Origin of the sequence: Oceanospirillum maris DSM 6286, assembly GCF_000422865.1 — a bacterium.
Taxonomy (GTDB): Bacteria; Pseudomonadota; Gammaproteobacteria; order Pseudomonadales; family Halomonadaceae; genus Oceanospirillum; species Oceanospirillum maris.
Window position 1 is genome coordinate 206,777 of record NZ_AUGW01000007.1, and the last position, 24,475, is coordinate 231,251.

20 protein-coding genes are annotated in these 24,475 nt (G+C 46.8%); 18 read left to right on the forward strand and 2 right to left on the reverse strand.

Going from position 1 to position 24,475, the window contains the following annotated elements; all coding sequences use genetic code 11:
* Window positions 1–223: 223 nt before the first annotated feature.
* From G517_RS0102530 to glmS, 16 genes are all read left to right on the forward strand, one after another.
* Window positions 224–2,032 (forward strand): DEAD/DEAH box helicase, encoded by a 1,809-nt coding sequence (locus G517_RS0102530; RefSeq protein ID WP_028303092.1) that lies wholly within the window; start codon window positions 224–226, stop codon window positions 2,030–2,032.
* 554 nt (window positions 2,033–2,586) lie between these two features.
* The gene (gene mnmG, locus G517_RS17480) at window positions 2,587–4,509 is read left to right on the forward strand and encodes a tRNA uridine-5-carboxymethylaminomethyl(34) synthesis enzyme MnmG (protein WP_036590111.1); all 1,923 of its coding nucleotides are present in this window, start codon (window positions 2,587–2,589) and stop codon (window positions 4,507–4,509) included.
* Window positions 4,510–4,552: 43 nt separating this feature from the next.
* On the forward strand, window positions 4,553–5,188 hold the full coding sequence (rsmG, locus tag G517_RS0102540) for a 16S rRNA (guanine(527)-N(7))-methyltransferase RsmG (RefSeq protein WP_036590114.1): 636 nt from the start codon (window positions 4,553–4,555) through the stop codon (window positions 5,186–5,188).
* A gap of 44 nt (window positions 5,189–5,232) precedes the next feature.
* On the forward strand, window positions 5,233–6,006 hold the full coding sequence (locus G517_RS0102545) for a ParA family protein (protein WP_028303094.1): 774 nt from the start codon (window positions 5,233–5,235) through the stop codon (window positions 6,004–6,006).
* A 62-nt stretch (window positions 6,007–6,068) separates the two neighbouring features.
* Entirely contained in the window at window positions 6,069–6,962 is an 894-nt protein-coding gene (locus tag G517_RS0102550; RefSeq protein ID WP_028303095.1) for a ParB/RepB/Spo0J family partition protein, read from the forward strand.
* Between the two features lie 184 nt (window positions 6,963–7,146).
* Complete coding sequence (locus G517_RS0102555) at window positions 7,147–7,530, forward strand: F0F1 ATP synthase subunit I (protein WP_028303096.1); 384 nt, start codon at window positions 7,147–7,149, stop codon at window positions 7,528–7,530.
* Between the two features lie 63 nt (window positions 7,531–7,593).
* Window positions 7,594–8,415, forward strand: a complete 822-nt coding sequence (gene atpB / locus G517_RS0102560) for a F0F1 ATP synthase subunit A (protein ID WP_028303097.1) — start codon at window positions 7,594–7,596, stop codon at window positions 8,413–8,415.
* A 63-nt stretch (window positions 8,416–8,478) separates the two neighbouring features.
* On the forward strand, window positions 8,479–8,736 hold the full coding sequence (gene atpE / locus G517_RS0102565; protein ID WP_028299499.1) for a F0F1 ATP synthase subunit C: 258 nt from the start codon (window positions 8,479–8,481) through the stop codon (window positions 8,734–8,736).
* A gap of 60 nt (window positions 8,737–8,796) precedes the next feature.
* Window positions 8,797–9,267: a F0F1 ATP synthase subunit B gene (locus G517_RS0102570; protein ID WP_028303098.1), complete on the forward strand. Its 471-nt coding sequence runs from the start codon at window positions 8,797–8,799 to the stop codon at window positions 9,265–9,267.
* A 12-nt stretch (window positions 9,268–9,279) separates the two neighbouring features.
* Window positions 9,280–9,813: a F0F1 ATP synthase subunit delta gene (locus G517_RS0102575; RefSeq protein WP_028303099.1), complete on the forward strand. Its 534-nt coding sequence runs from the start codon at window positions 9,280–9,282 to the stop codon at window positions 9,811–9,813.
* A 16-nt stretch (window positions 9,814–9,829) separates the two neighbouring features.
* A complete protein-coding gene (gene atpA / locus G517_RS0102580) occupies window positions 9,830–11,374 on the forward strand; it encodes a F0F1 ATP synthase subunit alpha (protein WP_028303100.1) in 1,545 nt (514 codons plus the stop codon).
* Between the two features lie 73 nt (window positions 11,375–11,447).
* On the forward strand, window positions 11,448–12,305 hold the full coding sequence (gene atpG / locus G517_RS0102585; RefSeq protein WP_028303101.1) for a F0F1 ATP synthase subunit gamma: 858 nt from the start codon (window positions 11,448–11,450) through the stop codon (window positions 12,303–12,305).
* 51 nt (window positions 12,306–12,356) lie between these two features.
* On the forward strand, window positions 12,357–13,730 hold the full coding sequence (gene atpD / locus G517_RS0102590; protein ID WP_028303102.1) for a F0F1 ATP synthase subunit beta: 1,374 nt from the start codon (window positions 12,357–12,359) through the stop codon (window positions 13,728–13,730).
* 35 nt (window positions 13,731–13,765) lie between these two features.
* Window positions 13,766–14,191, forward strand: coding sequence for a F0F1 ATP synthase subunit epsilon (locus tag G517_RS0102595; protein ID WP_028303103.1), 426 nt, complete (start codon window positions 13,766–13,768; stop codon window positions 14,189–14,191).
* A 120-nt stretch (window positions 14,192–14,311) separates the two neighbouring features.
* Window positions 14,312–15,661 carry a bifunctional UDP-N-acetylglucosamine diphosphorylase/glucosamine-1-phosphate N-acetyltransferase GlmU gene (gene glmU, locus G517_RS0102600; protein WP_036590120.1) on the forward strand — a complete coding sequence of 450 codons (1,350 nt, stop codon included), beginning with the start codon at window positions 14,312–14,314 and terminating at the stop codon, window positions 15,659–15,661.
* Window positions 15,662–15,746: 85 nt separating this feature from the next.
* On the forward strand, window positions 15,747–17,570 hold the full coding sequence (gene glmS / locus G517_RS0102605) for a glutamine--fructose-6-phosphate transaminase (isomerizing) (RefSeq protein ID WP_028303105.1): 1,824 nt from the start codon (window positions 15,747–15,749) through the stop codon (window positions 17,568–17,570).
* Window positions 17,571–17,656: 86 nt separating this feature from the next.
* Here glmS and G517_RS0102610 read toward each other — a convergent pair whose 3' ends face one another.
* Window positions 17,657–17,878 (reverse strand): PA3496 family putative envelope integrity protein, encoded by a 222-nt coding sequence (locus G517_RS0102610; protein ID WP_051205907.1) that lies wholly within the window; start codon window positions 17,876–17,878, stop codon window positions 17,657–17,659.
* Window positions 17,879–18,087: 209 nt separating this feature from the next.
* On the opposite strand from G517_RS0102610, the gene hexR reads away from it, so the two are divergent.
* Entirely contained in the window at window positions 18,088–18,939 is an 852-nt protein-coding gene (gene hexR, locus G517_RS0102615) for a transcriptional regulator HexR (protein ID WP_051205909.1), read from the forward strand.
* 49 nt (window positions 18,940–18,988) lie between these two features.
* On the opposite strand, the gene G517_RS17485 is transcribed toward hexR, so the two are convergent.
* Window positions 18,989–21,994, reverse strand: coding sequence for an EAL domain-containing protein (locus G517_RS17485; RefSeq protein ID WP_051205912.1), 3,006 nt, complete (start codon window positions 21,992–21,994; stop codon window positions 18,989–18,991).
* 255 nt (window positions 21,995–22,249) lie between these two features.
* On the opposite strand from G517_RS17485, the gene uvrD reads away from it, so the two are divergent.
* The gene (uvrD, locus tag G517_RS0102625; RefSeq protein WP_036590123.1) at window positions 22,250–24,466 is read left to right on the forward strand and encodes a DNA helicase II; all 2,217 of its coding nucleotides are present in this window, start codon (window positions 22,250–22,252) and stop codon (window positions 24,464–24,466) included.
* Window positions 24,467–24,475: the final 9 nt, after the last annotated feature.

The following is a 24,475-nucleotide window of genomic DNA, read 5'->3' on the forward strand; positions in this document are numbered from 1 at the left end:
TGCTGTTTTCTCCGTATCTGATCATCGAATCAGCCCCGATTGCGCGCAGCGCGTCCCCTGCCATATGAGATAGCTTAGTGCTAACCGTTATCTAACGGCTAGGCTCTATGAAGCGAAGTGGAACCCGTAATTGATATTGAGCGTTTATTTACCGCGTCAGTATGCTTGGATGAGATGCCAGGGGTTCCGTCATTTATACCTTAACGACTCAGGTAACCCTTGAATGTCATCAGAAGAAACTGTTGTATCCAGCTTTGATGAGCTGGGCCTTCCCGAAACACTTGTTGCGACTGTAAAAAAAATTGGCTACGAAACACCTTCCCCTATTCAGGCCGCGAGTATTCCGGTTTTACTGAAAGGCGACAGCTTATTAGGTCAAGCTCAAACAGGTACGGGTAAAACCGCATCTTTTGCGCTACCGCTGTTGGCGCGTGTTGATATCCGCCAAAACAGCCCACAGGTTTTAGTCTTAACCCCAACCCGTGAACTAGCGATACAGGTTGCAGAAGCATTCCAAACCTACGCTCGTGATATGCGTGGTTTCCATGTGCTGCCTATTTATGGCGGCCACAGCATGACACTTCAGCTGAAACAGTTGAAACGTGGCCCTCACGTTATTGTGGGTACACCGGGTCGTGTAATGGATCACCTACGTCGTGGCACACTTGATACCTCAACGATGAAAGCTGTGGTATTGGATGAAGCCGATGAAATGCTGAAAATGGGCTTCATCGATGACGTTGACTGGATTCTGGAACAAGTTCCACAGCCCCGTCAGGTTGCTTTGTTCTCTGCGACAATGCCGAATGAGATCCGTAAGGTTGCTCGTCGTCATATCCAAGGTGCACAAGAGATTAGTATTGCGGCGAAAACTTCGACCGTTGATACAATCAACCAGCGTTATTGGCAAGTTAGTGGCGTTAATAAGATGGACGCCCTAACTCGTATTATGGAAACGGAAGCGTTTGATGCTGCGATTATTTTCGTACGTACCAAAACAGCAACGGTTGAGCTGGCAGAAAAACTTGAAGCCCGTGGCTACAGTGCTTCTGCATTGAATGGCGACATGAACCAAGCCCTACGTGAACGTACCGTTAACCAGCTGAAAAACCGTAAGCTGGATATCGTAATCGCAACGGATGTTGCCGCTCGTGGTTTGGATGTTGAACGTATTACTCACGTAATCAACTACGATATTCCTTACGACACAGAAGCTTATGTACACCGTATTGGTCGTACTGGGCGTGCGGGTCGTATTGGTGATGCGATTTTGTTCGTAACGCCTCGTGAACGTGGCATGTTGCGTGCGATTGAGCGTGCAACGCGTCAACAAATTGAACGTATGGATCTCCCAACCCGTGAAATGGTTGCAGATCAGCGCGTTAAGCAATTTAAAGACAGTGTTATTGAAATGTCTGCATCGGTTGGTGCTGACATGGATTTCTTCCGCAAGCTGATTCAAGAGTTAACGGAAGAAAATGATGTATCTCTGGAAGATATTGCAGCGACATTGGCTTGGAAAGTTCAGGAAAAACGTCCTCTGAACCTACCGCCAGAAGAAGAGCGTCCACGTCGTGAACCCCGTGAGCGCGATAGTCGTGATCGTGATGGTCGCCGTAATGAACGTGATTCAGATCGTGGTGGTGAGCGTCGCCCACGCCGTGATCGTCCAACAGATGTAAGCTTTGTACGCTACCGCATCGAAGTGGGTCGTAATGATGGTCTACAGCCTGGTGATGTTGTAGGTGCTATTGCAAACGAAGCTGGTATTGAAAGCAAGTACATCGGTAATATCCGTTTGTATGACCAGTTCAGTACTGTAGAGCTGCCGGAAGGTATGCCAAGCGATGTGCTTAATCATCTGCAGAAAACCCGTGTGCGTCAGGTATCAATGAATATCAGCGTGGACAAAGGGCCTGCACCACAAGATGAGCCACGGAGTGATCGTCCGCCTCGTAAGCCGCGTGGTGATCGTTCTCGTGGCGCTCCACGGGGTGATCGTCCACCGCGTAGACCGCGTTCAGATAGCTAAAAAATGTTACTAAGGTACGGCTTTGGACTTTTAAGATTCTAAGTCGTAACTGAGTTACGAAAAACCCGCTCTTCGGAGCGGGTTTTTTTTCGTCTATAAAAAATGAAAAATAATAAAAGCTGATATTTTTTAATTATTTTTCTCAAATTTTGCTCGGTATAACCAAGGTATCAACAACCCTAAACCTTCTTAATAACTCGTTGATTTTATTGCCTGTTGATAACTCACCTACTTATTCACAGCTTCCTCGCTGGATACTCCAAGCTAATCCTTAGGATCTCACGGTAGTTAAACACAGCCTTTAGCCCTTATAGTTCGGGCTTTTTGCCTGTTTATCCACAGATTTTATTCACACAATAATAATCACTATAACTATCTATATAAATAATAATTTTAATAATGTTAATTGTGAGCAAAATATAAAAAATCTTCATGTTGAGCGCTGTCACAAGACTTCTCATTTGCTCTAGCAGGTATATACTTGTCCCCCTTTGTAACAAACCACCTGTGCATTATTCGCACTTGTGCACAACCAGATAGCTAGAGGTGATATTGTGGATTATCCAACCCGCTTTGATGTAATTGTGATCGGTGGAGGTCATGCGGGAACGGAAGCAGCATTGGCGTCAGCACGCATGGGCTGTTCTACCCTCTTGCTAACCCACAATATCGAGACCCTTGGACAGATGTCTTGTAATCCAGCCATTGGCGGTATCGGCAAAAGCCATTTGGTAAAAGAGATTGATGCCTTAGGCGGCGCTATGGCACTGGCAACGGATAAAGGCGGTATTCAGTTTCGAGTATTGAATAGCCGTAAAGGCCCTGCGGTACGAGCTACTCGCGCTCAAGCCGATCGTATTTTGTACAAAGCGGCGATCCGTACCATTCTGGAAAATCAAGAAAATCTCACTATTTTTCAGCAAGCTGCCGATGATTTGATCATGGATGGTGAAAAGGCAGCCGGTGTTATTACTAGCGCTGGTATTCGTTTTCATGCCAAAACGGTTGTACTGACAGCGGGTACTTTTTTAGGCGGTATCATCCATATTGGCCTTGAGACCCAGTCCGGTGGTCGAGCTGGTGATCCACCTTCTATTGCCCTGGCTAACCGTTTACGTGAGATGCCTTTTCGGGTTGGGCGTTTGAAAACCGGTACGCCTCCACGGATTGATGCTAAATCAGTCGATTTTTCTAAAATGGAAATTCAACCAGGTGATACGCCAATACCTGTGATGTCGTTTATGGGGTCATTGAGTGACCATCCTGAGCAGATCAGTTGCTATATCACCCATACCAACGAACGAACCCACGATATTATTCGTTCTGGCTTAGATCGTTCACCGATGTACACCGGCGTGATTGAAGGGATCGGCCCTCGTTACTGCCCATCCATCGAAGACAAGATTCACCGTTTTGCAGACAAAGACTCGCATCAGGTGTTTATCGAACCGGAAGGCTTGACTACCCACGAGCTTTATCCAAACGGCATATCCACCAGCTTGCCCTTTGATGTACAGCTGAACTTAGTGCGTTCTATTCGGGGCATGGAAAATGCCCATATCATGCGCCCGGGTTATGCCATCGAATACGATTACTTTAATCCACAGGATCTAAAACACACGCTGGAGACAAAATTTGTCCCCAACTTGTTCTTTGCCGGACAGATAAACGGCACCACGGGCTATGAAGAGGCTGGAGCACAGGGTTTGCTTGCGGGCTTGAATGCTGGCCTAAGAGCACAGGACAAAGAGGGCTGGTATCCGCGACGTGATGAAGCCTATATCGGTGTACTTGTGGATGATCTGATTACTTACGGTACGAGCGAACCGTACCGTATGTTTACCAGTCGCGCAGAATACCGTTTGATTCTGCGAGAAGATAACGCGGATCTCCGTTTGACTGAAAAAGGCCGAGAGCTTGGCTTGGTTGATGATTTACGCTGGGCAGCGTTTAGCGTTAAGAAAGAGCAAATTGAAAAAGAAACTGCCCGTTTAGCTGGTACTTGGTTGCAACCTAAAACGGAGCAAGCCGCAGCGGTTGAAGAGAAAACAGGTCAGCCGATGACCCGAGAATACAGCTTGTTGGATCTGTTAAAACGGCCTGAACTGGAATACAAGGATTTAGCAAGTCTGAAAGGCGAGCCTGTGGATAATCCACAAGTATCGGAGCAGGTACAAATTCAAGTGAAATACGCGGGTTATATCACCCGTCAGCAAGATGATATTGAAAAGCTTCGCCGCCATGAAAATACGGTACTACCTGATGATCTGAATTACGATATCATCGAAGGCATGTCCAAAGAGATTCGACAAAAACTGAGCGAGCAACGTCCTGAAACATTGGCCGCTGCCGGTCGTGTTCCGGGAGTAACCCCCGCAGCGGTTTCGTTGTTGCTGATCCATCTGAAGAAGCGAGCAATGGCGACCAATAGCGAGTTGACCAGTGCTAGCTCATCAACAAGCAAGACGCTGTCTTAGGTTTTTGCTGGCATCTTTAGCGGTATTGCAGGAAATTAGAATTTTGAACGACAAGCAACTTGAGCAACAGCTCCGACGTGGCATTGAAGCTATGTCCCTTGAGGTTAGTGATCAGCAGCAAGCCTTGCTGATGGATTATCTGCGCTTATTAGAAAAGTGGAACAAAGCTTTTAATTTAACCGCAGTGCGTGATCCTGCACAGATGGTTGATCGTCACTTGCTGGATAGTTTAAGCATTTTGCCGTACATCAAAGGGCCGAACTGCATTGATGTAGGTTCTGGCGGCGGCTTACCGGGTATTCCCGTAGCAATTGTTCGACCGGATTTGAATATCACCTTGATGGATAGCAACGGCAAAAAAAGCCGTTTCCAGTTTCAGGCCGTAACCGCATTGAAACTGACGAATGTCACCGTGGTCAATAAGCGCGTTGAGCAGTACCAACCGGAGCAGCTCTTTGATCAGGTGATGAGCCGTGCATTCAGTTCCCTACAGGATATGATGCACTGGACTTTGCATTTAGGTACAGAGAATGCTGAGTGGCTAGCCATGAAAGGTATATACCCTGAAGATGAGCTACAGCAGCTGCCAGAAGGTGTAACCTGCAAAACGGTTCATCGGCTAGACGTTGCTGGAGCTGATGGTGAGCGACATTTAGCGTTACTACAGCGTGGTTTATAACGCAGTGTCTCCAGTGAAGAAAAAAGGATGACGGGAAGAAACTGATGGCAAATGTATTCGCAATAACCAATCAGAAAGGCGGTGTTGGCAAAACCACAACCTGCGTTAATTTGGCGGCGTCTTTAGTGGCGACGCGCAGGAAAGTGCTGCTAATCGACCTAGACCCACAGGGCAACGCGACCATGGGTAGTGGTGTGGATAAACATTCCTGTGAATACTCCGTTTGTGATTTGCTCTTAGGTGAAGCCGAGCTGGATCAAGTTCGAGTTAAAGCTAATCCAGCGGGCTATGATTTACTGCCTGCAAACTCAGATCTTACCACGGCGGAAGTGCAGCTTTTGCAGCTTGATGGCGCCCACTTTCGGTTAAAAAAAGTGTTGTCTGATTTGAAAGATAGCTACGATTATATTTTGATCGACTGCCCTCCTTCTCTCAATATGCTAACAGTTAATGCCTTAACTGCATCTGATGGTGTCATTATTCCCGTACAGTGCGAATACTATGCTCTTGAAGGGCTTTCCTCCTTAACAGAAACCATTCAGCATATACAAGAAACAGTGAACCCTGACTTAAGTATTGAAGGATTACTGCGCACGATGTACGACCCTCGTAATAGCTTAACCCGTGATGTTTCTCAGCAGCTGATTGAGCACTTCGGTGACAAAGTATATGGCACCGTTATCCCTCGTAATGTGCGGCTGGCCGAAGCCCCTAGCCACGGAATGCCTGTACTGATGTATGATGGCAAATCTAAGGGAAGCTTGGCTTATCTAGCCCTAGCCAGTGAGCTTGTGCGGAAGTCGGGCCAGGCCGCTTAGCCCTCTTGATTCAGCGGTTGCTAACTAATGGTTAATGTCTTTTTTGTAGAGTGGGAGAACCAATGACAGCGAAGAAACGAGGTTTAGGTCGTGGACTGGATGCACTGCTAGGGACTGGGTCATCCCAACTAACGCAGCCCCGTGATGTGCCTGTGGTTCTCCAGGAAAAAGAAAACCATGATGGCAATATGTGTCATTTGCCCGTTGAGTTTCTATCCCGTGGGCGTTATCAGCCACGCCGAGATATGGATCCCGATTCCCTTGAAGAATTGGCCAGCTCGATTCGTGCTCAAGGTATTATGCAGCCAATTATCGTTCGACCGCTGGACGCAAAAGATCAGTTTGAAATTATTGCTGGTGAACGACGGTGGCGGGCAGCCCAGCTTGCAGAGCTTGATCAAGTTCCTGTTATTATTCGTGATGTCAGCGATTCCGCCGCTATCGCTATGGCTCTTATTGAGAATATTCAGCGAGAAAACTTAAACCCGGTTGAAGAAGCTTTTGCACTTCAGCGCCTGCAAAAAGAGTTTGAACTGACTCAGCAGCAAGTCGCCGACGCGGTGGGTAAATCGCGTTCTGCGGTGACTAATCTTCTCCGCCTGATTACATTGCCTGATGATGTGAAAAAAATGTTAGAGTACGGCGATCTTGAAATGGGGCATGCACGAGCTTTGCTTGGCTTAGAGCAAAGTGAACAAAGTTTAGCCGCAAGACAGGTGGCCGCTAAGGGAATGTCAGTTAGACAAACTGAGGCTCTCGTCCGGAAACTGCAAGCACCCGTTGAAGAACATAAAGTACAGGAATCACAGTCTGATATTGATTATCTTCAGCGCAAGCTTGGGGAAACATTAGGTTCACCGGTACACATTAGCCATAATAAAAAGGGCAAAGGTAAACTTGTGATTAATTATTCAAGTCTTGATGAACTCGACGGTATCTTATCGCATATCCAATAACCGTTTAAAAAATAGTCTTATCCACAGGGCTAAAAAAGCTTATCTATTGGTATTAGATCAGTGTTTAAGCAGGTAATTAAGTTGAATGGGCCGCCCAATCAACCTATAATCCTGCGGTCACAATTTGATAATGCTGTATCCGATAGAATTGAAAACACGACATTAGCTCGATCTAGGAGAGACAATGGGCGCGAAAAGCGCACAGCTAAAGCGGCCTAAAGTATTACGGGTTGTTGGCTTACAGGTATTGGTTACTCTTTTAATTGCCTGTGGCGGTCTTTTGTCTGGCGATCTTGTGCTTGCGTATTCGATTTTTTTGGGTGGTATGGTGTGTTTTTTGCCAAATTTCTACTTTGCTTGGCAGGTATTTACACATCAAGGTGCCCATGCAGCAAAAGATATTGTGCGCTCGTTTTATCGAGCAGAAGCAGTGAAGTTTGGTTTAACGGCTGTATTATTTGCACTGGTTTTTATTTTAGTGCGGCCTTTAAACCCAATTTCCTTTTTTTTAACTTACGCGGTAGTTCAAGTGATTCATTGGTTGGCACCTTTGGTTATTAAACGGTAACTCGTTTGAGGCTAAAGTAGGCAAGTAATGACCACAACTACTACAGAAATTTCGAGGAAGACAATGGCAGGCGCAAATCCGACACCTTCCGAGTACATTCAACATCACCTTCAGAACCTAACCTATGGTTTGCATCCTGATGGCACAATGGGCTTTGCTCATACTGCTAAGGAAGCTGCCGAAATGGGGTTTTGGGCGGTACATGTTGATACTTTAGGTTGGTCTATCTTTTTAGGTCTCATTTTTATATTCATGTTCCGTAAGGCTGCAAAGCTTGCAACAACAGGTGTTCCTGGTGGGTTGCAGAATTTTGTAGAGATTATGGTGGAATTTGTTGATCAGAGTGTGAAGGATACCTTCCACGGTCGGAGTAGTTTGATCGCTCCTCTGGGTCTCACCATTTTCTGCTGGGTTTTCTTAATGAACCTAATGGATCTGATACCGGTAGACTTCATTCCTACGCTGTTCCTGTTGATGGGCGTTGAGCACATGAAGATCGTACCAACAACAGATGTAAACGCCACGCTAGGTATGTCGATTTCAGTATTCTTCCTGATTATCTACTACAGCATCAAGGTAAAAGGTGTTAGCGGCTTTGTTGGTGAACTGACTTTGCAGCCTTTTGGCAAATGGATGATGCCATTCAACTTGTTGTTAGAAGGTGTAGGTTTGATTGCTAAACCTATCTCTCTGGCACTGCGTTTGTTTGGTAACTTGTACGCAGGCGAGCTGATCTTTATTCTGATCGCTATTATGCCGTTCTGGGTTCAGTGGGCATTGTCTGTACCGTGGGCTATTTTCCACATTCTGGTCATCACACTGCAAGCATTCATCTTTATGATGCTGACTATTGTGTACCTAAGCTTGGCTTGTGAAGATCACTAATTAACTTTTTGTTTTTAAATTTAACGTTCTTAACTTTAACTTGAGAAAAACTGGGAGAAAAAAATGGAACAAGTACTGGGTTTAACCGCCGTTGCTGTTGCTCTGCTGATCGGCTTAGGTGCGTTGGGCACCGCGATTGGTTTTGGTCTGCTAGGTGGTAAATTCCTGGAAGGCGCTGCCCGTCAACCAGAGATGGTTCCTATGCTACAGGTGAAAATGTTCATCGTTGCGGGTCTGCTTGATGCTGTAACTATGATTGGTGTTGGTATTGCGTTGTTCTTCACGTTTGCGAACCCATTCGTAGCTCAACTTGCTGGTTAATCTTTAAGCTGGTTTTTTTAACCCTTAAATGATGAATACTGGAAAGCAAGGGGTGATGGCGTGAATCTGAACTTAACACTGATAGGACAAGCCATCTCATTTGCGATCTTTGTCTGGTTTTGTATGAAGTATGTATGGCCTCCGGTAACGGAAGCAATGCAAGCTCGCCAGAAGAAGATTGCAGATGGTTTGGATGCTGCAAGTCGTGCTGCACGTGACCTAGAGTTAGCTCAAGAAAAAGCTACTCAACAGCTACGTGAAGGCAAAGAGCAAGCAGCCCTACTTATAGAGCAAGCGAACAAGCGAGCTAATCAAATTGTTGATGAAGCGAAAGAAACTGCACGTTCTGAAGGCGCACGTTTAATTACTGCTGCTCAAGCTGAAATTGAGCAAGAAGTAAGTCGTGCGAAAGAAGAACTTCGTGCCCAAGTGTCAACTTTGGCATTGAAAGGCGCAGAGCAAATTCTTAACGCTTCTATTGACGGAAAAGCCCACGCTGAGCTTGTAGAGAAACTCGCAGCTGAGCTTTAAGCGAGGTGACCGATGGCTGAATTAAGCACTGTTGCCCGGCCGTATGCAAAAGCTGCATTTGAGTATGCTTTTAGCCAGGGCAAATTGGCCGAATGGTCTAAAATGTTGGGTCTTGCAGCAGAAGCTGTGACTGACTCGGCAGTTCAGAATGTTCTGGGCAATCCGGCAATCACTCAAGATCAGAAAGTAGGCATCCTCATGGATATCTGCCCAGATCTTGATGAAAACGGCAAGAATTTTGTACAGACACTGAGCGAAGTAGGCCGTTTGCCTCTGTTCCCTCAAATTGCTGAGCAATTTGAGACGCTAAAAGCAGAACAGGAAAAAACGGTTGAGGTAGAAATTACTTCTGCCTATGAGCTGACAAGTGAACAGCAGACCAATTTGGCACAAGCTCTGCAAAAGCGTCTGAATCGTGAAATTAAAATCCAGACTCGGGTTGATCAAAGCCTGATCGGCGGCGTTCTCATACATGCTGGCGATACTGTTATTGACGGTTCAGTACGTGGGAAGCTTGCGAAATTGGCCGAGGCAATGAATTCCTGAGTTTGAGGGACATGGCATGCAGCAACTGAATCCATCTGAGATCAGCGAAATTATCAAGAAGCGCATCGAAAAAACCGATGTATCTTCTGAAGCCCGCACTGAGGGCACCATTGTAAGTGTATCTGACGGTATTGTTACCATTCATGGTCTTGCTGACGTTATGTACGGGGAAATGATTGAGTTTCCTGGCGGCGTTTTCGGTATGGCGATGAACCTAGGGCGTGATGCTGTTGGTTCTGTAGTTTTAGGTGATTACCTATCGCTACAAGAAGGTATGACTGCTAAGTGTACTGGCCGTATTCTTGAAGTACCGGTAGGACCGGAACTGAAAGGTCGTGTAGTCGATGCACTAGGTAACCCTGTTGATGGCAAAGGTCCAATTGAAGCCAAATTAACAGATGCTGTAGAAAAAGTTGCGCCTGGTGTTATTGAGCGCCAATCGGTAGATCAGCCAGTACAAACTGGCTATAAAGCGGTTGATGCCATGGTACCGGTAGGTCGTGGTCAACGTGAGTTGATTATTGGTGACCGCCAAATTGGTAAGACTGCTATCGCAATTGACGCGATCATCAACCAGAAAGACTCAGGTATTACCTGTGTTTATGTGGCGATCGGTCAGAAGCAGTCTACGATTGCTAACGTAGTACGTAAGCTGGAAGAGCATGGCGCGATGGAAAATACCATCGTTGTTAATGCGGGTGCCTCTGATCCTGCAGCAATGCAGTTCTTAGCACCATACGCTGGCTGTACTATGGGTGAATACTTCCGTGACCGCGGTGAAGACGCTCTGATCGTTTATGACGATCTGACTAAGCAAGCATGGGCCTATCGTCAGATTTCCCTATTGCTACGCCGTCCACCAGGCCGTGAAGCGTACCCAGGTGACGTTTTCTATCTACACTCCCGCTTGCTGGAGCGTGCATCTCGCGTAAATGCTGAGTATGTTGAAAAATTCACCAATGGTGAAGTGAAAGGTAAGACCGGTTCTTTGACCGCTCTGCCAATCATTGAAACCCAAGGTGGTGACGTTTCTGCATTCGTACCGACCAACGTAATTTCGATTACTGATGGTCAGATCTTCGTAGAAACCAGCATGTTTAACGCAGGTATTCGTCCTGCAATGAACGCGGGTATCTCCGTATCTCGTGTAGGTGGCGCAGCGCAGACCAAACTGATCTCTAAACTGGGCGGTGGTATTCGTCTGGCATTGGCTCAGTATCGTGAGTTGGCAGCTTTCTCTCAGTTTGCTTCTGATCTTGATGAAGCAACCCGTAAGCAACTGGAGCACGGTCAACGTGTAACAGAGCTTATGAAGCAGAAGCAGTACTCGCCAATGTCTATCGCTGAGATGGGTGTTGTTTTGTACGCGGCGAACGAAGGCTTCCTGGATGACGTTCCAGTAAATAAAGTTGGTGACTTTGAGGCAAGCCTGCTGGCTTTCTTCAATAGTGAAAAAGCAGACTTTATGGCTGAAGTTAACCAATCTGGCGCTTACAACGACGAAATCAAAGCTGGCTTTAAAGCCGGTCTTGAGCAATTCAAAGCGACACAAACCTGGTAAGTCGTCTGCCCACGGCTTGCGCTGTGGGCAATCATTACTGTGTTACGTTGTTTTTTGAATAGGGCGAGACGCTATGGCAGTCGGAAAAGAGATTAAAATCCAGATCGCGAGCATCGGAAACACGCGCAAGATTACTAGCGCGATGGAGATGGTTGCCGCGAGCAAGATGCGCCGTGCACAAGATCGCATGGCCGCCAGCCAGCCTTATGCCAAACAGATTCGTAAAGTTGTAGGCCATATTGCGAATGCAACGCCAGAATATCGCCACCAGTATATGGAAGCGCGTGATGTAAAACGTATTGGTTACATCGTTGTTGCTTCTGATCGTGGTCTTTGTGGTGGTTTGAACGTGAATATGTTCAAAGCCATGCTAAAGAACATGAAAGAGTGGAAAGAGAAAGGTGTAGAACAAAGATTCTGCGCAATCGGCTCTAAAGCCGTTACTTTCTTCCGCTCATATGGTGGTCAGGTTCTGGCAACTAAAACCGGGCTCGGTGATGCCCCGGTTGCGAGCGATCTGATTGGTAATGTCAAGGTAGTGCTTGATGCATATGATGCAGGTGAACTGGATCGTATTTACGTGGTGTATAACCAGTTCGTAAATACCATGACCCAAACCCCTGTTGTGCAACAGCTACTGCCTTTACAGGCTGAAGAGGAAACCACCTCTGATCACTGGGATTACTTATACGAACCAGACGCTAAAGAGCTTTTGGATAAGTTACTGGTACGTTATGTGGAATCACAGACTTACCAAGCGGTGGTCGAGAATAATGCTTGTGAACAATCCGCGCGTATGTTGGCGATGAAGAACGCCACAGACAACGCAGGTGACCTGATCAAAAGCCTTCAGTTGGTTTACAACAAGGCCCGTCAGGCTGCGATTACGCAGGAAATTTCCGAGATTGTTGGCGGTGCTGCAGCGGTTTAACGCGCAGACACAGGCAGGCAGGTTTCAATTGCAGGTTTAAGAGGAACCAAAATGAGTAGCGGACGTATCGTTCAGATTATCGGCGCCGTAATCGACGTGGAATTTCCACGTGATTCCGTGCCAAAAGTTTACGACGCGCTGACGGTTACCAACACCGAGATTACTCTTGAAGTTCAGCAGCAGCTGGGTGACGGTGTTGTACGTACTATTGCGATGGGCTCCACTGAGGGTCTGAAGCGCGGACTGGAAGCAGTCAACACAAATGCTCCGATTTCTGTACCTGTAGGTACACAAACTCTGGGTCGCATTATGGACGTTCTTGGCCGTCCGATCGACGAAAAAGGTCCGATCGGCGAAGAAGAGCGCATGCCTATTCACCGTTCTGCGCCAACATACGCAGAGCAGTCAAACAGTACTGAACTGCTAGAAACAGGTATCAAGGTAATCGACCTTGTTTGCCCGTTTGCTAAAGGTGGTAAAGTTGGTCTGTTTGGTGGTGCGGGTGTAGGTAAAACTGTAAACATGATGGAGCTGATCCGTAATATTGCGATCGAGCACTCCGGTTTCTCTGTGTTTGCAGGTGTTGGTGAGCGTACTCGTGAGGGTAACGATTTCTACCACGAAATGACTGAATCTAACGTACTGGATAAAGTATCTCTGGTATATGGTCAGATGAATGAGCCGCCGGGTAACCGTTTGCGTGTTGCTCTGACTGGCCTAACGATGGCAGAGAAATTCCGTGACGAAGGTCGTGATGTTCTGTTCTTCGTAGATAACATCTACCGTTATACGCTAGCAGGTACTGAAGTATCAGCACTGCTAGGCCGTATGCCTTCTGCAGTAGGTTATCAGCCTACACTGGCAGAAGAGATGGGTGTACTACAGGAGCGTATTACGTCGACTAAAGCGGGCTCTATTACATCTATCCAAGCGGTATACGTACCTGCGGATGATTTGACGGATCCATCTCCAGCGACGACTTTCTCCCACTTGGATGCAACGGTTGTACTATCTCGTGATATCGCCTCTCTGGGTATTTACCCAGCGGTTGATCCACTTGATTCTACTTCACGTCAGTTGGATCCACTGGTTATCGGCCAAGAGCATTATGACGTTGCTCGCGGTGTACAGGGTACACTGCAGCGTTATAAAGAGCTGAAAGATATTATCGCAATTCTAGGTATGGATGAGCTGTCTGATGAAGATAAGCAAACTGTATCTCGTGCGCGTAAGATCCAACGTTTCTTGTCTCAGCCGTTCTTCGTTGCTGAAATCTTTACTGGTGCTCCCGGTAAGTATGTTTCACTGAAAGACACCATCCGTGGCTTCCAGGGCATTCTGAATGGCGACTATGATGATATGCCTGAGCAGGCGTTCTACATGGTTGGCGGCATTGATGAAGCAGTTGAAAAAGCGAACAAATAAGTTCGTTTTTTCCCGGAAGTAAGAGAGGCAAAACCATGGCTATGACCGTCCACTGCGATATCGTAAGTGCCGAGGAGTCTATATTCTCCGGCCGTGTGGATCTGGTTGTTGCCGCCGGTGTGCTGGGTGACCTGGGTATTACCCCAGGCCACGCACCATTACTGTCGGAACTACAACCGGGCCCTGTCCGGGTTAAGAAGCAGAGTGGTGGAGAAGAAATTTTCTACGTTTCTGGCGGTTTTATCGAGGTTCAACCGAACCTAGTGACCGTACTGGCAGACTCTGCCGTTCGTGCAAAAGAGATTGATGAAGCTGAGGCGGCATCAGCGAAAGCTGCTGCAGAACGCGCACTGGCAAATCAGGCTTCTGAGTTCGAATACTCTAGAGCTGCGGCGGAACTTGCCCAAGCTGCTGCGCGCTTGCGCACAGTTCAGCAACTGCGTCGAAAGCTGGGTGCTTAACAGTACCGAACAAAAAGGCGGCCTAGGCCGCCTTTTTTTTATCTGCAATTTGGCCTACTCTATCGTCTTCATTTTTCCTATCTGATTTTTTGATTCCATCTCTTGCTAAGGATCAACAATATGGTTACCGATATTGTTATTTTGGCTGCGGGCCAAGGCACGCGTATGCGCTCCAACAAACCAAAGGTTTTACACACGATTGCCGGTAAGCCTATGGCTCAACATGTGCTGGACCAAGCCAAAATGCTGGATAACAGCCGAGTCCATATTGTTATTGGCCATGGTGGCGATCACGTTAAAGAAGCACTTGCGGGTCAAGATGTTAACTTTATTGTGCAGCAGGAGCAGTTAGGTACAGGTCATGCTGTTGCCCAGGCGCTGCCTTATTTAACCCAAGGCAGCCAAGTTTTAGTGTTATACGGTGACGTGCCTTTAACGCCTTCGGCTATTTTTAAGAACTTGTTGGCTCAGGTTGATTCACAGCAAATGGCCTTGTTAACCGTTAACCTTGAAAACCCCAACGGTTATGGCCGTATTATTCGGGATGGGGCGGGTTTGGTCACCGCAATCGTTGAGCAGAAAGATGCCAATGATGAGCAACTAAAAATTCAAGAGATTAATACCGGCATTATGGCGTTAACACAGCCACAGCTGGCAGAATGGTTGCCAAAACTATCCAGTGAAAATGCTCAAGGTGAGTATTATTTAACAGATGTTATCACCATGGCATCAAAATCTGGCGTAGCGGTTAAAACGGCTCAACCTGATTTTGAACAAGAAGTGCAAGGTGTTAATAATCGCCAACAGCAAGCAGAATTGGAACGCTGGTATCAGCGCCAGCTCGCCGAGCAGTTAATGATTAAAGGGGCTAGTTTAGCTGACCCAGCCCGTATTGATATTCGGGGTTCGCTTACCGTCGGGCGTGATTGTTTTATTGATATTAACACCCTGTTTGAAGGTGATGTTGTCTTGGGTGACGGGGTACAGATTGGCCCTAACTGTGTGATCAAAAACTCAACCCTTGGCACCAATACGCAGGTCGATGCGAATAGCGTAATTGATGGTGCAAGTATTGCCGAATCTTGCTCTATTGGCCCTTTTGCTCGAATTCGCCCAGCCAGTGAGTTATTGGCCGGTGCTAAAGTGGGTAACTTTGTTGAAACCAAGAAAAGTGTCATTGGTGTTGGTGCAAAGATTAACCACCTAACGTACATTGGTGATGCCAATATTGGCGCGAAAGTCAATGTAGGCGCAGGAACCATTACCTGTAACTATGATGGTGTGAATAAGTTTAAAACCGAGGTTGGCGAAGGTGCTTTTATTGGCTCCAACAGCTCCCTTGTGGCACCCGTTACTATTGGCGCTAATGCGGTTATTGGCGCAGGCTCAACGATCAGTAAAGATGTTGAAGCGGGTGCTTTAGCCGTAGCGAGAAGCCGTCAGATAATTAAATCTGGCTGGAAGAAATAAATTTTTAAAAGAGCCCTGTGTCTGCTTTTATTGCAGATTAATCGATATTGATAATAGCTTAAGGTTTAAAGGAGAGACTCCCTCGATGTGTGGCATTGTTGGTGCGGTAGCGCAAAGGCCTGTATCTGGCATTCTGTTGGAAGGATTGCGTCGTCTAGAGTATCGGGGTTATGACTCTGCTGGTCTTGCCGTCTTAGATGGTCAGCAGATTCATCGTCTGCGTCGAGCCGGTAAAGTTGAGAACCTTAGCCAAGCAGAAAAAGAAACGCCGTTAGGAGGCTTTAACGGTATTGCCCATACTCGTTGGGCGACTCATGGTAAGCCGACAGAGAAAAATGCCCACCCGCATATGTCAGGTGATGATCTTGCCATTGTGCATAATGGCATTATTGAGAACTTTGAACCGTTAAAGCAAGAGCTTCAGGCCCAAGGCTATCAGTTCACCTCAGACACCGACACAGAGGTTATCGCCCATCTGGTTGCCCGTGCTATTCGAGACGGAAAATCACTGCAAGATGCCTTCTTAGCGACGGTTTCCCAACTTGAAGGCGCTTTTGCCTTAGGTGTTTTGCATAAAGATTACCCGAATCAAATTCTGGCATCCCGCAAAGGCAGTCCGCTGGTGGTTGGCGTTGGTATTGGTGAGAACTTTATCGCCTCAGATCAAATGGCCCTGCTACAGGTTACGGATCGCTTTATCTATCTGGAAGAGGGGGATTTTGTTCAGATTACACCTGATACCCTGACCATTTGGGACGCTAGTCTCAAACAGGTTGAACGGCCGGTAAAAACCTTTGAGCACAATCTTTCTGTGGCGGATAAAGGTGAATTTCGCCACTTTATGATGAAAGAGATCTACGAACAGCCGGAAGTTGTTAAAGCAACACTTCAAGGGCGTATCTCCGAGACACACTTGCTTGAACAGGCGTTTGGTAGCGATGCTTGCAAGGTTTTTGATCAAGCACAACATATTCAGATTATCGCCTGTGGCACCAGCTTTCATGCAGGGTTAGTTGCAAAATATTGGTTGGAAGATCTCGCCGGTGTTCCTTGCTCGATCGAAGTCGCCAGCGAGTACCGCTATCGTAAGCATGTGATTCCAGCGAATACCCTGTTTGTGACCATCTCTCAGTCCGGTGAAACCGCAGATACCTTAGCCGCCCTGCGTGCGGTAAAAGATAAGGTATTGGCTAGTTTGACTGTGTGTAACGTACCGGGTAGCTCCCTCGTACGTGAATCTGATCTTTGCTTAATGACCAATGCCGGGCCTGAAATTGGCGTCGCCTCCACCAAAGCTTTTACTACTCAGCTCGTCGCATTGCTCATGCTGTCTATCGCCCTAGCGCGCCGCCACGGGCTTACGGAAGCGAAGGAAACAGAACTGGTACAGGCTCTGCATCAACTACCTGTGCTATTGCTTGCAGCCGTTAAGCTCGACAAAGATATTGCAGTGTTATCACAGGACTTTGCCGAGAAAAATCATGCCCTCTTTTTAGGCCGTGGCCCTCTGTATCCTATCGCAATGGAAGGGGCGTTGAAGCTGAAAGAGATCTCTTATATTCATGCGGAAGCCTACCCTGCCGGAGAGCTTAAGCACGGCCCACTGGCTTTAGTGGATAAAGAGATGCCGGTGATTGCCATCGCGCCGAATAATGCGCTACTGGACAAACTGAAAGCGAATTTGCAGGAAGTTAAAGCCCGAGGTGGAGAGCTGTTTGTCTTCGCCGGAGCCGACCATATTAAACCGGAAGAAGGTTTAAAGGTTAAGCAAATGCCAGACGTACCAGAAATTCTGGAACCCATTGTTTACACCATTCCCTTGCAGCTACTGAGCTACCATGTCGCCGTACTAAAAGGCACCGACGTGGACCAGCCAAGAAACCTAGCCAAAAGCGTTACTGTGGAATAGCCCTTGGGGTATTTGTGTAAAAAAACCATGACCGGCGCGTGTAATCGTGCCGGTTTTTGGTTATTTGTAGTAGAAAATTAAAGCAGCTAGTGATTTACATCGTCGTCACCGCAATAATCATCAAGCTCTTCTACAAGGCGTTTTTTCTCGAAATGTTTTTCGATGCCTCGGCGAGCTTCAAGTTGTTTTAGCGCTTCACTTTTTTTGCGCTGTTCGTGTTCTTCTACTTCGATGGACATAAAAATATCGAAGATTTCGTCTTTCACCTGATCAACTTTTACATGATCAATGTGAGGGTTGTGTCTCATATCAGCATCCTCCCTCAGGCTTACCTTGAGGCTTGGTTGAGAATCAAGTGACAACCTACATCGTGTTCGGATTACTATCCTAATATAGCGCGTATGAAATTCCTGTGACAAGTTTGAGATTATGTTGGCTGAATAAAAAATGACGTTTTGTGGTACTTATAGGTAAAATGGCGAAATGACTAAGAGCTTAATTAACCAGTGGTAAACCGGTGAAAGAAAACATCCTAGAAAAGATTCATCATTCGAAAACTCAATTTCGTCGCTCGGAGCAAAAGGTTGCAGATTATGTGCTAAGCCATGCGACGGATGTGATTCATATGCGCATTGTTGATCTTGCTACAGAAGCTAATGTCAGTGAGCCTACGGTTGTTCGCTTTTGTCGTGCACTGGGCTGTGATGGCTTCCAGGACTTTAAGCTACGCCTAGCTCAGGTTTTGGCAAAAGAAACACGCTTTGCCCAATTTTCTATGAATGAAGATGACTCTGTTAGCGACTTTACTAACAGTATTTTTGATACGACGGCCAGTGCTCTGTTAGGAGTAAAAAACCGAATTGATACAGAAAAAGTTCAAGAAGCAATTACCGCCTTGAGCAGTTCTGATCGAGTTGAGTTTTTCGGTTTTGGGGCTTCTGGTGCTGTAGCCACCGATGCCCAACATAAGTTTTTCCGACTGCAGATGTCGACTGCGGCGTATTCTGACCCTCATATGCAGAATATGTCAGCGGTTACGCTTTCTAGTACTGATGTGGTGGTGGCGATCTCTCAAACAGGGCGTACTAAGGCTTTATTACAAAGTATTCAGCTAGTGCGAGAAGCAGGCGCCAATGTGATCGCTTTATGCCCAAATGGTTCACCGTTGGCGGATTTGGCTACTATACCTTTGTATATTGATGTGCCTGAAGATACAGAAATTTATACGCCGATGACCTCCCGCATTGCTCATTTAGTGATGATTGATGTGCTTGCGGTTGGCGTTGCCAAGATGCGCGGGCCAAAATTGGCGGAGCATCTTAAGGCGGTAAAGCGAAGTCTCCATTCTTTGCGATTAACAGATAACTAAGCCGTTAATAGGCTATAAGCAGCAGCGGAGCATACGCTCCGCTTTTGTGTCAGATCGATTCGTCAGTTCTGATGTTGCTTTGGTTGTAGTTTTCCACTAGCTCAAAGAAGGTTTGAGGCGGCACTGGCGGGCTAATATAAAAACCTTGGGCAAAGTCACAGGCATGACGCTGTAAAAACTCTAGCTGCGCTCTGGTTTCCACTCCTTCTGCAACAATTTTCATGTCTAAGTTATGCCCAAGAGCAATAATCGCTTTAGTTAGCGTTGCTTGTTGAGGGTCTGCGCTATGGATTTGCTTTAAGAAACTTCGGTCGATTTTCAAAATATCTAAAGGAAAGCGCTGTAAGTAGCTTAGGGATGAATAACCTGTGCCAAAGTCGTCAATGGCTAAGGTGACACCAAGAGCACGGATACCATCTAGCAGACTTACTGTGCGATTAGGATCATCTATCAGCGAGCTCTCTGTTAATTCAAGCTCTATAAGGTGATGGGGAATATTGGCTTGGCGAATAGTCTCATCAATAAAGCCTACCAGATCATGATGATGCAACTGTTGGGCAGAGAGATTAACCGACAGTTTAATCTCTAAGCCTTTATCCAACCATTCTCGGACTTGATGGCAAGATTTGACAAAAACCTGCTCGCCCAAGACTGAAATCAGCCCTGTTTCTTCTGCGATCGATATAAAGGAGCCTGGGCAGATTAGACCTGACTCTGGGTGATTCCAGCGCACCAGTGCCTCGGCTTCATAAATTTTGTTCTCTTTTAAGCAGACTTTTGGCTGGTAATAAACGCAAAGTTCATCCCGCTGAAGGGCTTTACGTAGATCGCTTTCCATTTTAAGGCGTTCAAGTGAGCCTGTTTGTAGCTCCTCAGAATAAAACTCAAAGCCAGACCCGCCAAGCTGCTTCACTTTGTTTCTGGCTAAGTCAGCTTGATTGACCAGAATATTCAGACCGCGAGTGTGTTTTGGAAATAAACTGATGCCCATACTGCAGGAAATAATAAGCTCGTGGCCTTCAATCATAAACGGCGTATGAACAAGATTATAAATTTGATCGGCCAGATCACTAATATCTGATTTTTGTTCGTAGTGATCCAATATTAAGGCGAATTCATCGGCCCCTAAGCGTGCGATGGTATCAATCTCACTGATCTGACTTGTTAGGCGCTCTGCCAGCTCTCTTAGTAATTGATCACCAATATCGTGGCCTAGGGTGTTATTGATGATCTTAAAGCGATCAATGTCGAGCAGGATCAAGCCCATTTTACTGTGATTGAGTCGGGCTTGATTAATCGCCATATGCAGGCGATCTTTGAATAGGTTTCGGTTAGCAAGACCGGTTAAATCATCATGGTTTGCCAGATAACTGAGCTTCTCCTCTGCTTTTTTACGCTGGGTTAAATCTGAGAAAATACCAACAAAATGGACTCTTTCGCTTTGCTTGGAAGGCACGCGATAGATTTTTAGCCACTCTGGGAATTTATCACCATCTTTGCGCTGTTCAACTAGCTCGCCTTCCCAAGCGCCTAATTCTCGTAATTGATCCCGGATACGCTGATTAAGCCCGCTGTCCAGCTGCCATAACGGCCCTTGATTAAAGTATTGGCCTTGTAATTCTTTGCTGGTATAGCCGGTAATTTGATAGAAGGCTTCATTGACGGTGGTAATGGTGAAGTCTTCATCCAGAATAAAGATCGCTTCGCTGGAGCTTTCAAACGCTTGCCACGCTAAGCGCAACCGTTCATCACGGTTAATCTGCTCGGTGATATCTCGGCGGGTGCCGATCATTTTTAAAGCCTTACCAGATAAGGGGTTACGATCAATTACTCTCCCTGTATCTTCCAACCAGCGCCATTGGCCATTCTTGTGGCGAATCCGAAATTGAATCTTAAATTGGTCGATATAGCCCTTAAGCGTATCGATAAGTGCGGTGCGTAAAGAGGGGTAATCATCTTCGTGAACAAGGGGTTTTAGATGCCCCATAAAGTGGGGGATTTCCTGTTCAGAATAGCCAAAAATCTGATCAAAATTTGAATGATAAATTTCATCCGTGACAAGATCCCACTCCCAAAGGCCTAGGTCGCTGGCTTCAATAGCTTTGCTATAACGTTGGCGGTTTTTTTCTAAGGCGAGGCTCGATTGGCGCTGCTCAGAAACGGCTGCTTTTAAACGCTGATTGGTTTCAGATAAGGCTTGAGTACGTTCCTGAATTTGCTTTTCCAGATTGGCGTGGGCTTCTTTTAATTGGTTTTCGGCCTTCGCCCGTGTTTCTGCCTCGGTTTCAAGCTGTTTATTAAGCGTTTCGGTAATGGCTTGCTCGGCGGTTACTCTTTTGAGCAAGAGCCGGTTTTCAACATTACGGCTTAGCGAGCTTTTTAATAACACATGATTGCGCCATGCGCTGTAGATCAAAAATGCCAAAAAAATGGCGACAATATAGGGTGACACTAAAGGCTCAGAACGGTTGTACTCCAGAATAATAAGCGGAATAAATGCCGGTAGAATAAAGCCTAAATAACTGACCAATACCGCTGAAAAAATAGCACTGGCGTACAGAGCAAGCCCTGTCATGGAAATAATAACAACCGATTGCAGTGTCGCATTGTCTTGAGGCGTTAAGAAAATCAGCAGTAATCCCCAGCAACAACCCACAAGAATGCCGCCAAGAGTAAACAGATTGCGCCATTTTTCTTGGCTTTGTAAATGAGGTTTAAGTGCGGGTTTTGGCCCTGGTTCAACCCTTGATTCTGACTTTGATTCTGTATCAAGGGTTGGATAAGACCTTAACAAAAGATGTTTCTGGTAGCGGCAATTAAGCTGGATGCCTCCCCATGTTAGGGCGGCATAAATCAGCAGCCAGAAGCCCAGTAATAGGTTATTGGTGTTGTTCCATAACAGTGAGCAAGAGACCAGCGCACAGCCCATCCCTAAGCGGTAATAGGCTGTTGAGTCTCTATACAGCAGAGATAGCTGCTCGCTCAAAAGCACTTTGTTGAAGGGGACAGCCGTATTGTCATCCTTCAAAGAAGCGGCTTGTTTAGATTGGTTCATGATGTGTTAGCACTCAAAGTATTATTGTTGTTTTAGCGGCCCAATTCCCTTCGGCCTTTATGGATTAAGATAACAGATGGATGACAGTGGCAGAATAGGCCGCCAAGAGTTTTCCGTAACATATTGTGATAGAGTTTAGCGTCAAAAGTCGGCCTGACACTACCTAAATGACTGGCATGGGATAGGCCTGAACGAATAAGTATACGATGAGCCTGCATGAATAAGTATACGTGGGCTCTGAATGACAGGAATACTATGGAAGTTACACACCTTATTGATGCTTTAAATGACGCGCAGCGTGAAGCGGTTACTGCTCCAGCCCAACATATGTTGGTATTGGCGGGGGCGGGCAGTGGTAAAACCCGAGTCTTGGTGCATCGAATTGGTTGGCTGGTTCAAGCTGAAGGTTTATCCCCTCATAGTATTATGTCGGTAACATTTACCAATAAAGCCGCAGCAGAAATGCGTACTCGACTTGAGGCACTGCTGGGCTTACCGATGCGTAATTTCTGGGTGGGCACCTTCCACGGTATTGCTCACCGGCTGATCCGCACCCATTGGCGTGATGCTAAATTACCTGAAAACTTCCAGATTCTTGATTCAGATGATCAGCTGCGTTTGGTTAAGCGCCTGATGAAAGAACAAAATATTGATACCGAACGTTGGCCTGCCCGTCAGGTGCAAGGTTATATCAACGGTCAAAAGGATGAAGGTCGCCGCGCGAGCTACTTTATTGATAACGGTGACCGATTCACCGCGACGATGAATCACCTCTATACCCTATACGAAGAGCATTGCCAGCGTACCGGATTGGTCGACTTTGGCGAACTATTACTCCGCGCCCATGAATTACTACGGGATAACCCTCTGCTTCTGAAACACTATCAGGATCGTTTTCGTCATATTCTGGTGGATGAGTTCCAAGATACCAATACTATTCAGTATGCATGGCTGCGCCTGTTAACAGCAGGTAGCAATAACTTACTGACGGTTGTGGGGGATGATGATCAGTCTATTTACGGCTGGCGTGGCGCTAAGGTGGAAAATATTCATCAATTTGCTAATGATTTTTCCGGCAGTAAAACCGTACGCCTTGAGCAAAACTATCGTTCGACGAGCACCATCTTGGATGCCGCGAATAGCTTGATCGCCAATAACTTTGATCGTATGGGCAAAGAGCTTTGGACGGAAGGCAACGAAGGCGAACCTATTTCGCTTTATGCGGGATTTAACGAGCAGGATGAAGCACGCTTTATTGTGAATACCCTTGAAAAATGGGTTCAAGAGGGTGGCTCACGTTCTGAAAGCGCTATTTTATATCGCTCTAACGCCCAGTCTCGTGCCCTGGAAGAAGCCCTTATTCGAGCGGGCACACCTTACCGCATCTATGGCGGCCAGCGTTTCTATGAACGGCTGGAGATTAAAAACGCCTTAGCCTATTTGCGATTGATTCAAAGCCGTAATGATGATGCCGCCCTAGAGCGAGTGATTAACACGCCAACCCGAGGTATCGGCGCAAAAACGATTGATACCCTGCGTGAACTGGCGCGTAACGAAGGCTGCTCGCTTTGGGACGCTGCGGTGCACTGTATTGCGAACAAGGTTCTTCCTGCCCGCGCGCTGTCATCGTTGGGTGGCTTTATGGCGATGGTGGATCAGCTGGAAGACTCCGCCCATGAAATCAGCCTGCATGAACTGGTTGACCATGTGAATGAAAGCACCGGTTTGGTGGCGTTTCATCGCCAGGAAAAGGGTGAAAAAGGCCAAGCCCGCGTCGAAAACCTTGAAGAATTAGTGACCGCTGCCCGAGGTTTCAGCCCTGAAAACGATCCTGTGGCAGAAGATGACGACGAGGGTGTTGATACCCTCACCATGCTACAAAGTTTTCTCTCTGAAGCAGCACTGGACTCTGGCGAACAGCAAGCGGATGAATATGAGGATGCGGTACAGCTGATGACGCTACATTCCGCGAAAGGGTTAGAGTTTCCGCTGGTCTTTATGGCTGGTGTCGAAGAAGGATTATTCCCTCATAAGATGTCGATGGATGATCCCGCGCGATTACAGGAAGAACGCCGGCTGTGTTACGTGGGTGTTACCCGTGCCATGAAAAAGCTCTATATCACCTATGCAGAGATGCGCCGCCTACATGGCCGAGAAACCTATAATACGGCATCTCGTTTTGTACGGGAGATACCGGATAAACTTCTCGAAGAGGTGCGTTTGCGAGGCCAAATTTCCAAACCTGTTACCAGCTCCCGTTCAGGTTCTCAGTGGAAGCCAACAGAAGCGCTAGATAGCGGTGATGACGGTCCAACACTGATGGTTGGACAGCGGGTAAAGCATGGGGTCTTTGGTGAAGGCATTGTACTGAATTACGAGGGCCAAGGGCCAAAAGCCCGTATTCAAGTTAGCTTCGACAGCGAAGGCGAAAAATGGCTTATGGCTGGTTTTGCTAAATTAGAGGCGCTTTAATTTTGATGG

Excerpts from the sequence above, each read along its gene's own strand:
- G517_RS0102530 (WP_028303092.1), top strand. The coding sequence starts at position 224 with ATGTCATCAGAAGAAACTGTTGTATCCAGCTTTGATGAGCTGGGCCTT.
- G517_RS0102545 (WP_028303094.1), top strand. The coding sequence starts at position 5,233 with ATGGCAAATGTATTCGCAATAACCAATCAGAAAGGCGGTGTTGGCAAA.
- G517_RS0102550 (WP_028303095.1), top strand. The coding sequence starts at position 6,069 with ATGACAGCGAAGAAACGAGGTTTAGGTCGTGGACTGGATGCACTGCTA.
- G517_RS0102555 (WP_028303096.1), top strand. The coding sequence starts at position 7,147 with ATGGGCGCGAAAAGCGCACAGCTAAAGCGGCCTAAAGTATTACGGGTT.
- atpB (WP_028303097.1), top strand. The coding sequence starts at position 7,594 with ATGGCAGGCGCAAATCCGACACCTTCCGAGTACATTCAACATCACCTT.
- atpE (WP_028299499.1), top strand. The coding sequence starts at position 8,479 with ATGGAACAAGTACTGGGTTTAACCGCCGTTGCTGTTGCTCTGCTGATC.
- G517_RS0102575 (WP_028303099.1), top strand. The coding sequence starts at position 9,280 with ATGGCTGAATTAAGCACTGTTGCCCGGCCGTATGCAAAAGCTGCATTT.
- atpA (WP_028303100.1), top strand. The coding sequence starts at position 9,830 with ATGCAGCAACTGAATCCATCTGAGATCAGCGAAATTATCAAGAAGCGC.
- atpG (WP_028303101.1), top strand. The coding sequence starts at position 11,448 with ATGGCAGTCGGAAAAGAGATTAAAATCCAGATCGCGAGCATCGGAAAC.
- atpD (WP_028303102.1), top strand. The coding sequence starts at position 12,357 with ATGAGTAGCGGACGTATCGTTCAGATTATCGGCGCCGTAATCGACGTG.
- G517_RS0102595 (WP_028303103.1), top strand. The coding sequence starts at position 13,766 with ATGGCTATGACCGTCCACTGCGATATCGTAAGTGCCGAGGAGTCTATA.
- glmU (WP_036590120.1), top strand. The coding sequence starts at position 14,312 with ATGGTTACCGATATTGTTATTTTGGCTGCGGGCCAAGGCACGCGTATG.
- glmS (WP_028303105.1), top strand. The coding sequence starts at position 15,747 with ATGTGTGGCATTGTTGGTGCGGTAGCGCAAAGGCCTGTATCTGGCATT.
- G517_RS0102610 (WP_051205907.1), bottom strand. The coding sequence starts at position 17,878 with ATGAGACACAACCCTCACATTGATCATGTAAAAGTTGATCAGGTGAAA.
- G517_RS17485 (WP_051205912.1), bottom strand. The coding sequence starts at position 21,994 with ATGAACCAATCTAAACAAGCCGCTTCTTTGAAGGATGACAATACGGCT.
- uvrD (WP_036590123.1), top strand. The coding sequence starts at position 22,250 with ATGGAAGTTACACACCTTATTGATGCTTTAAATGACGCGCAGCGTGAA.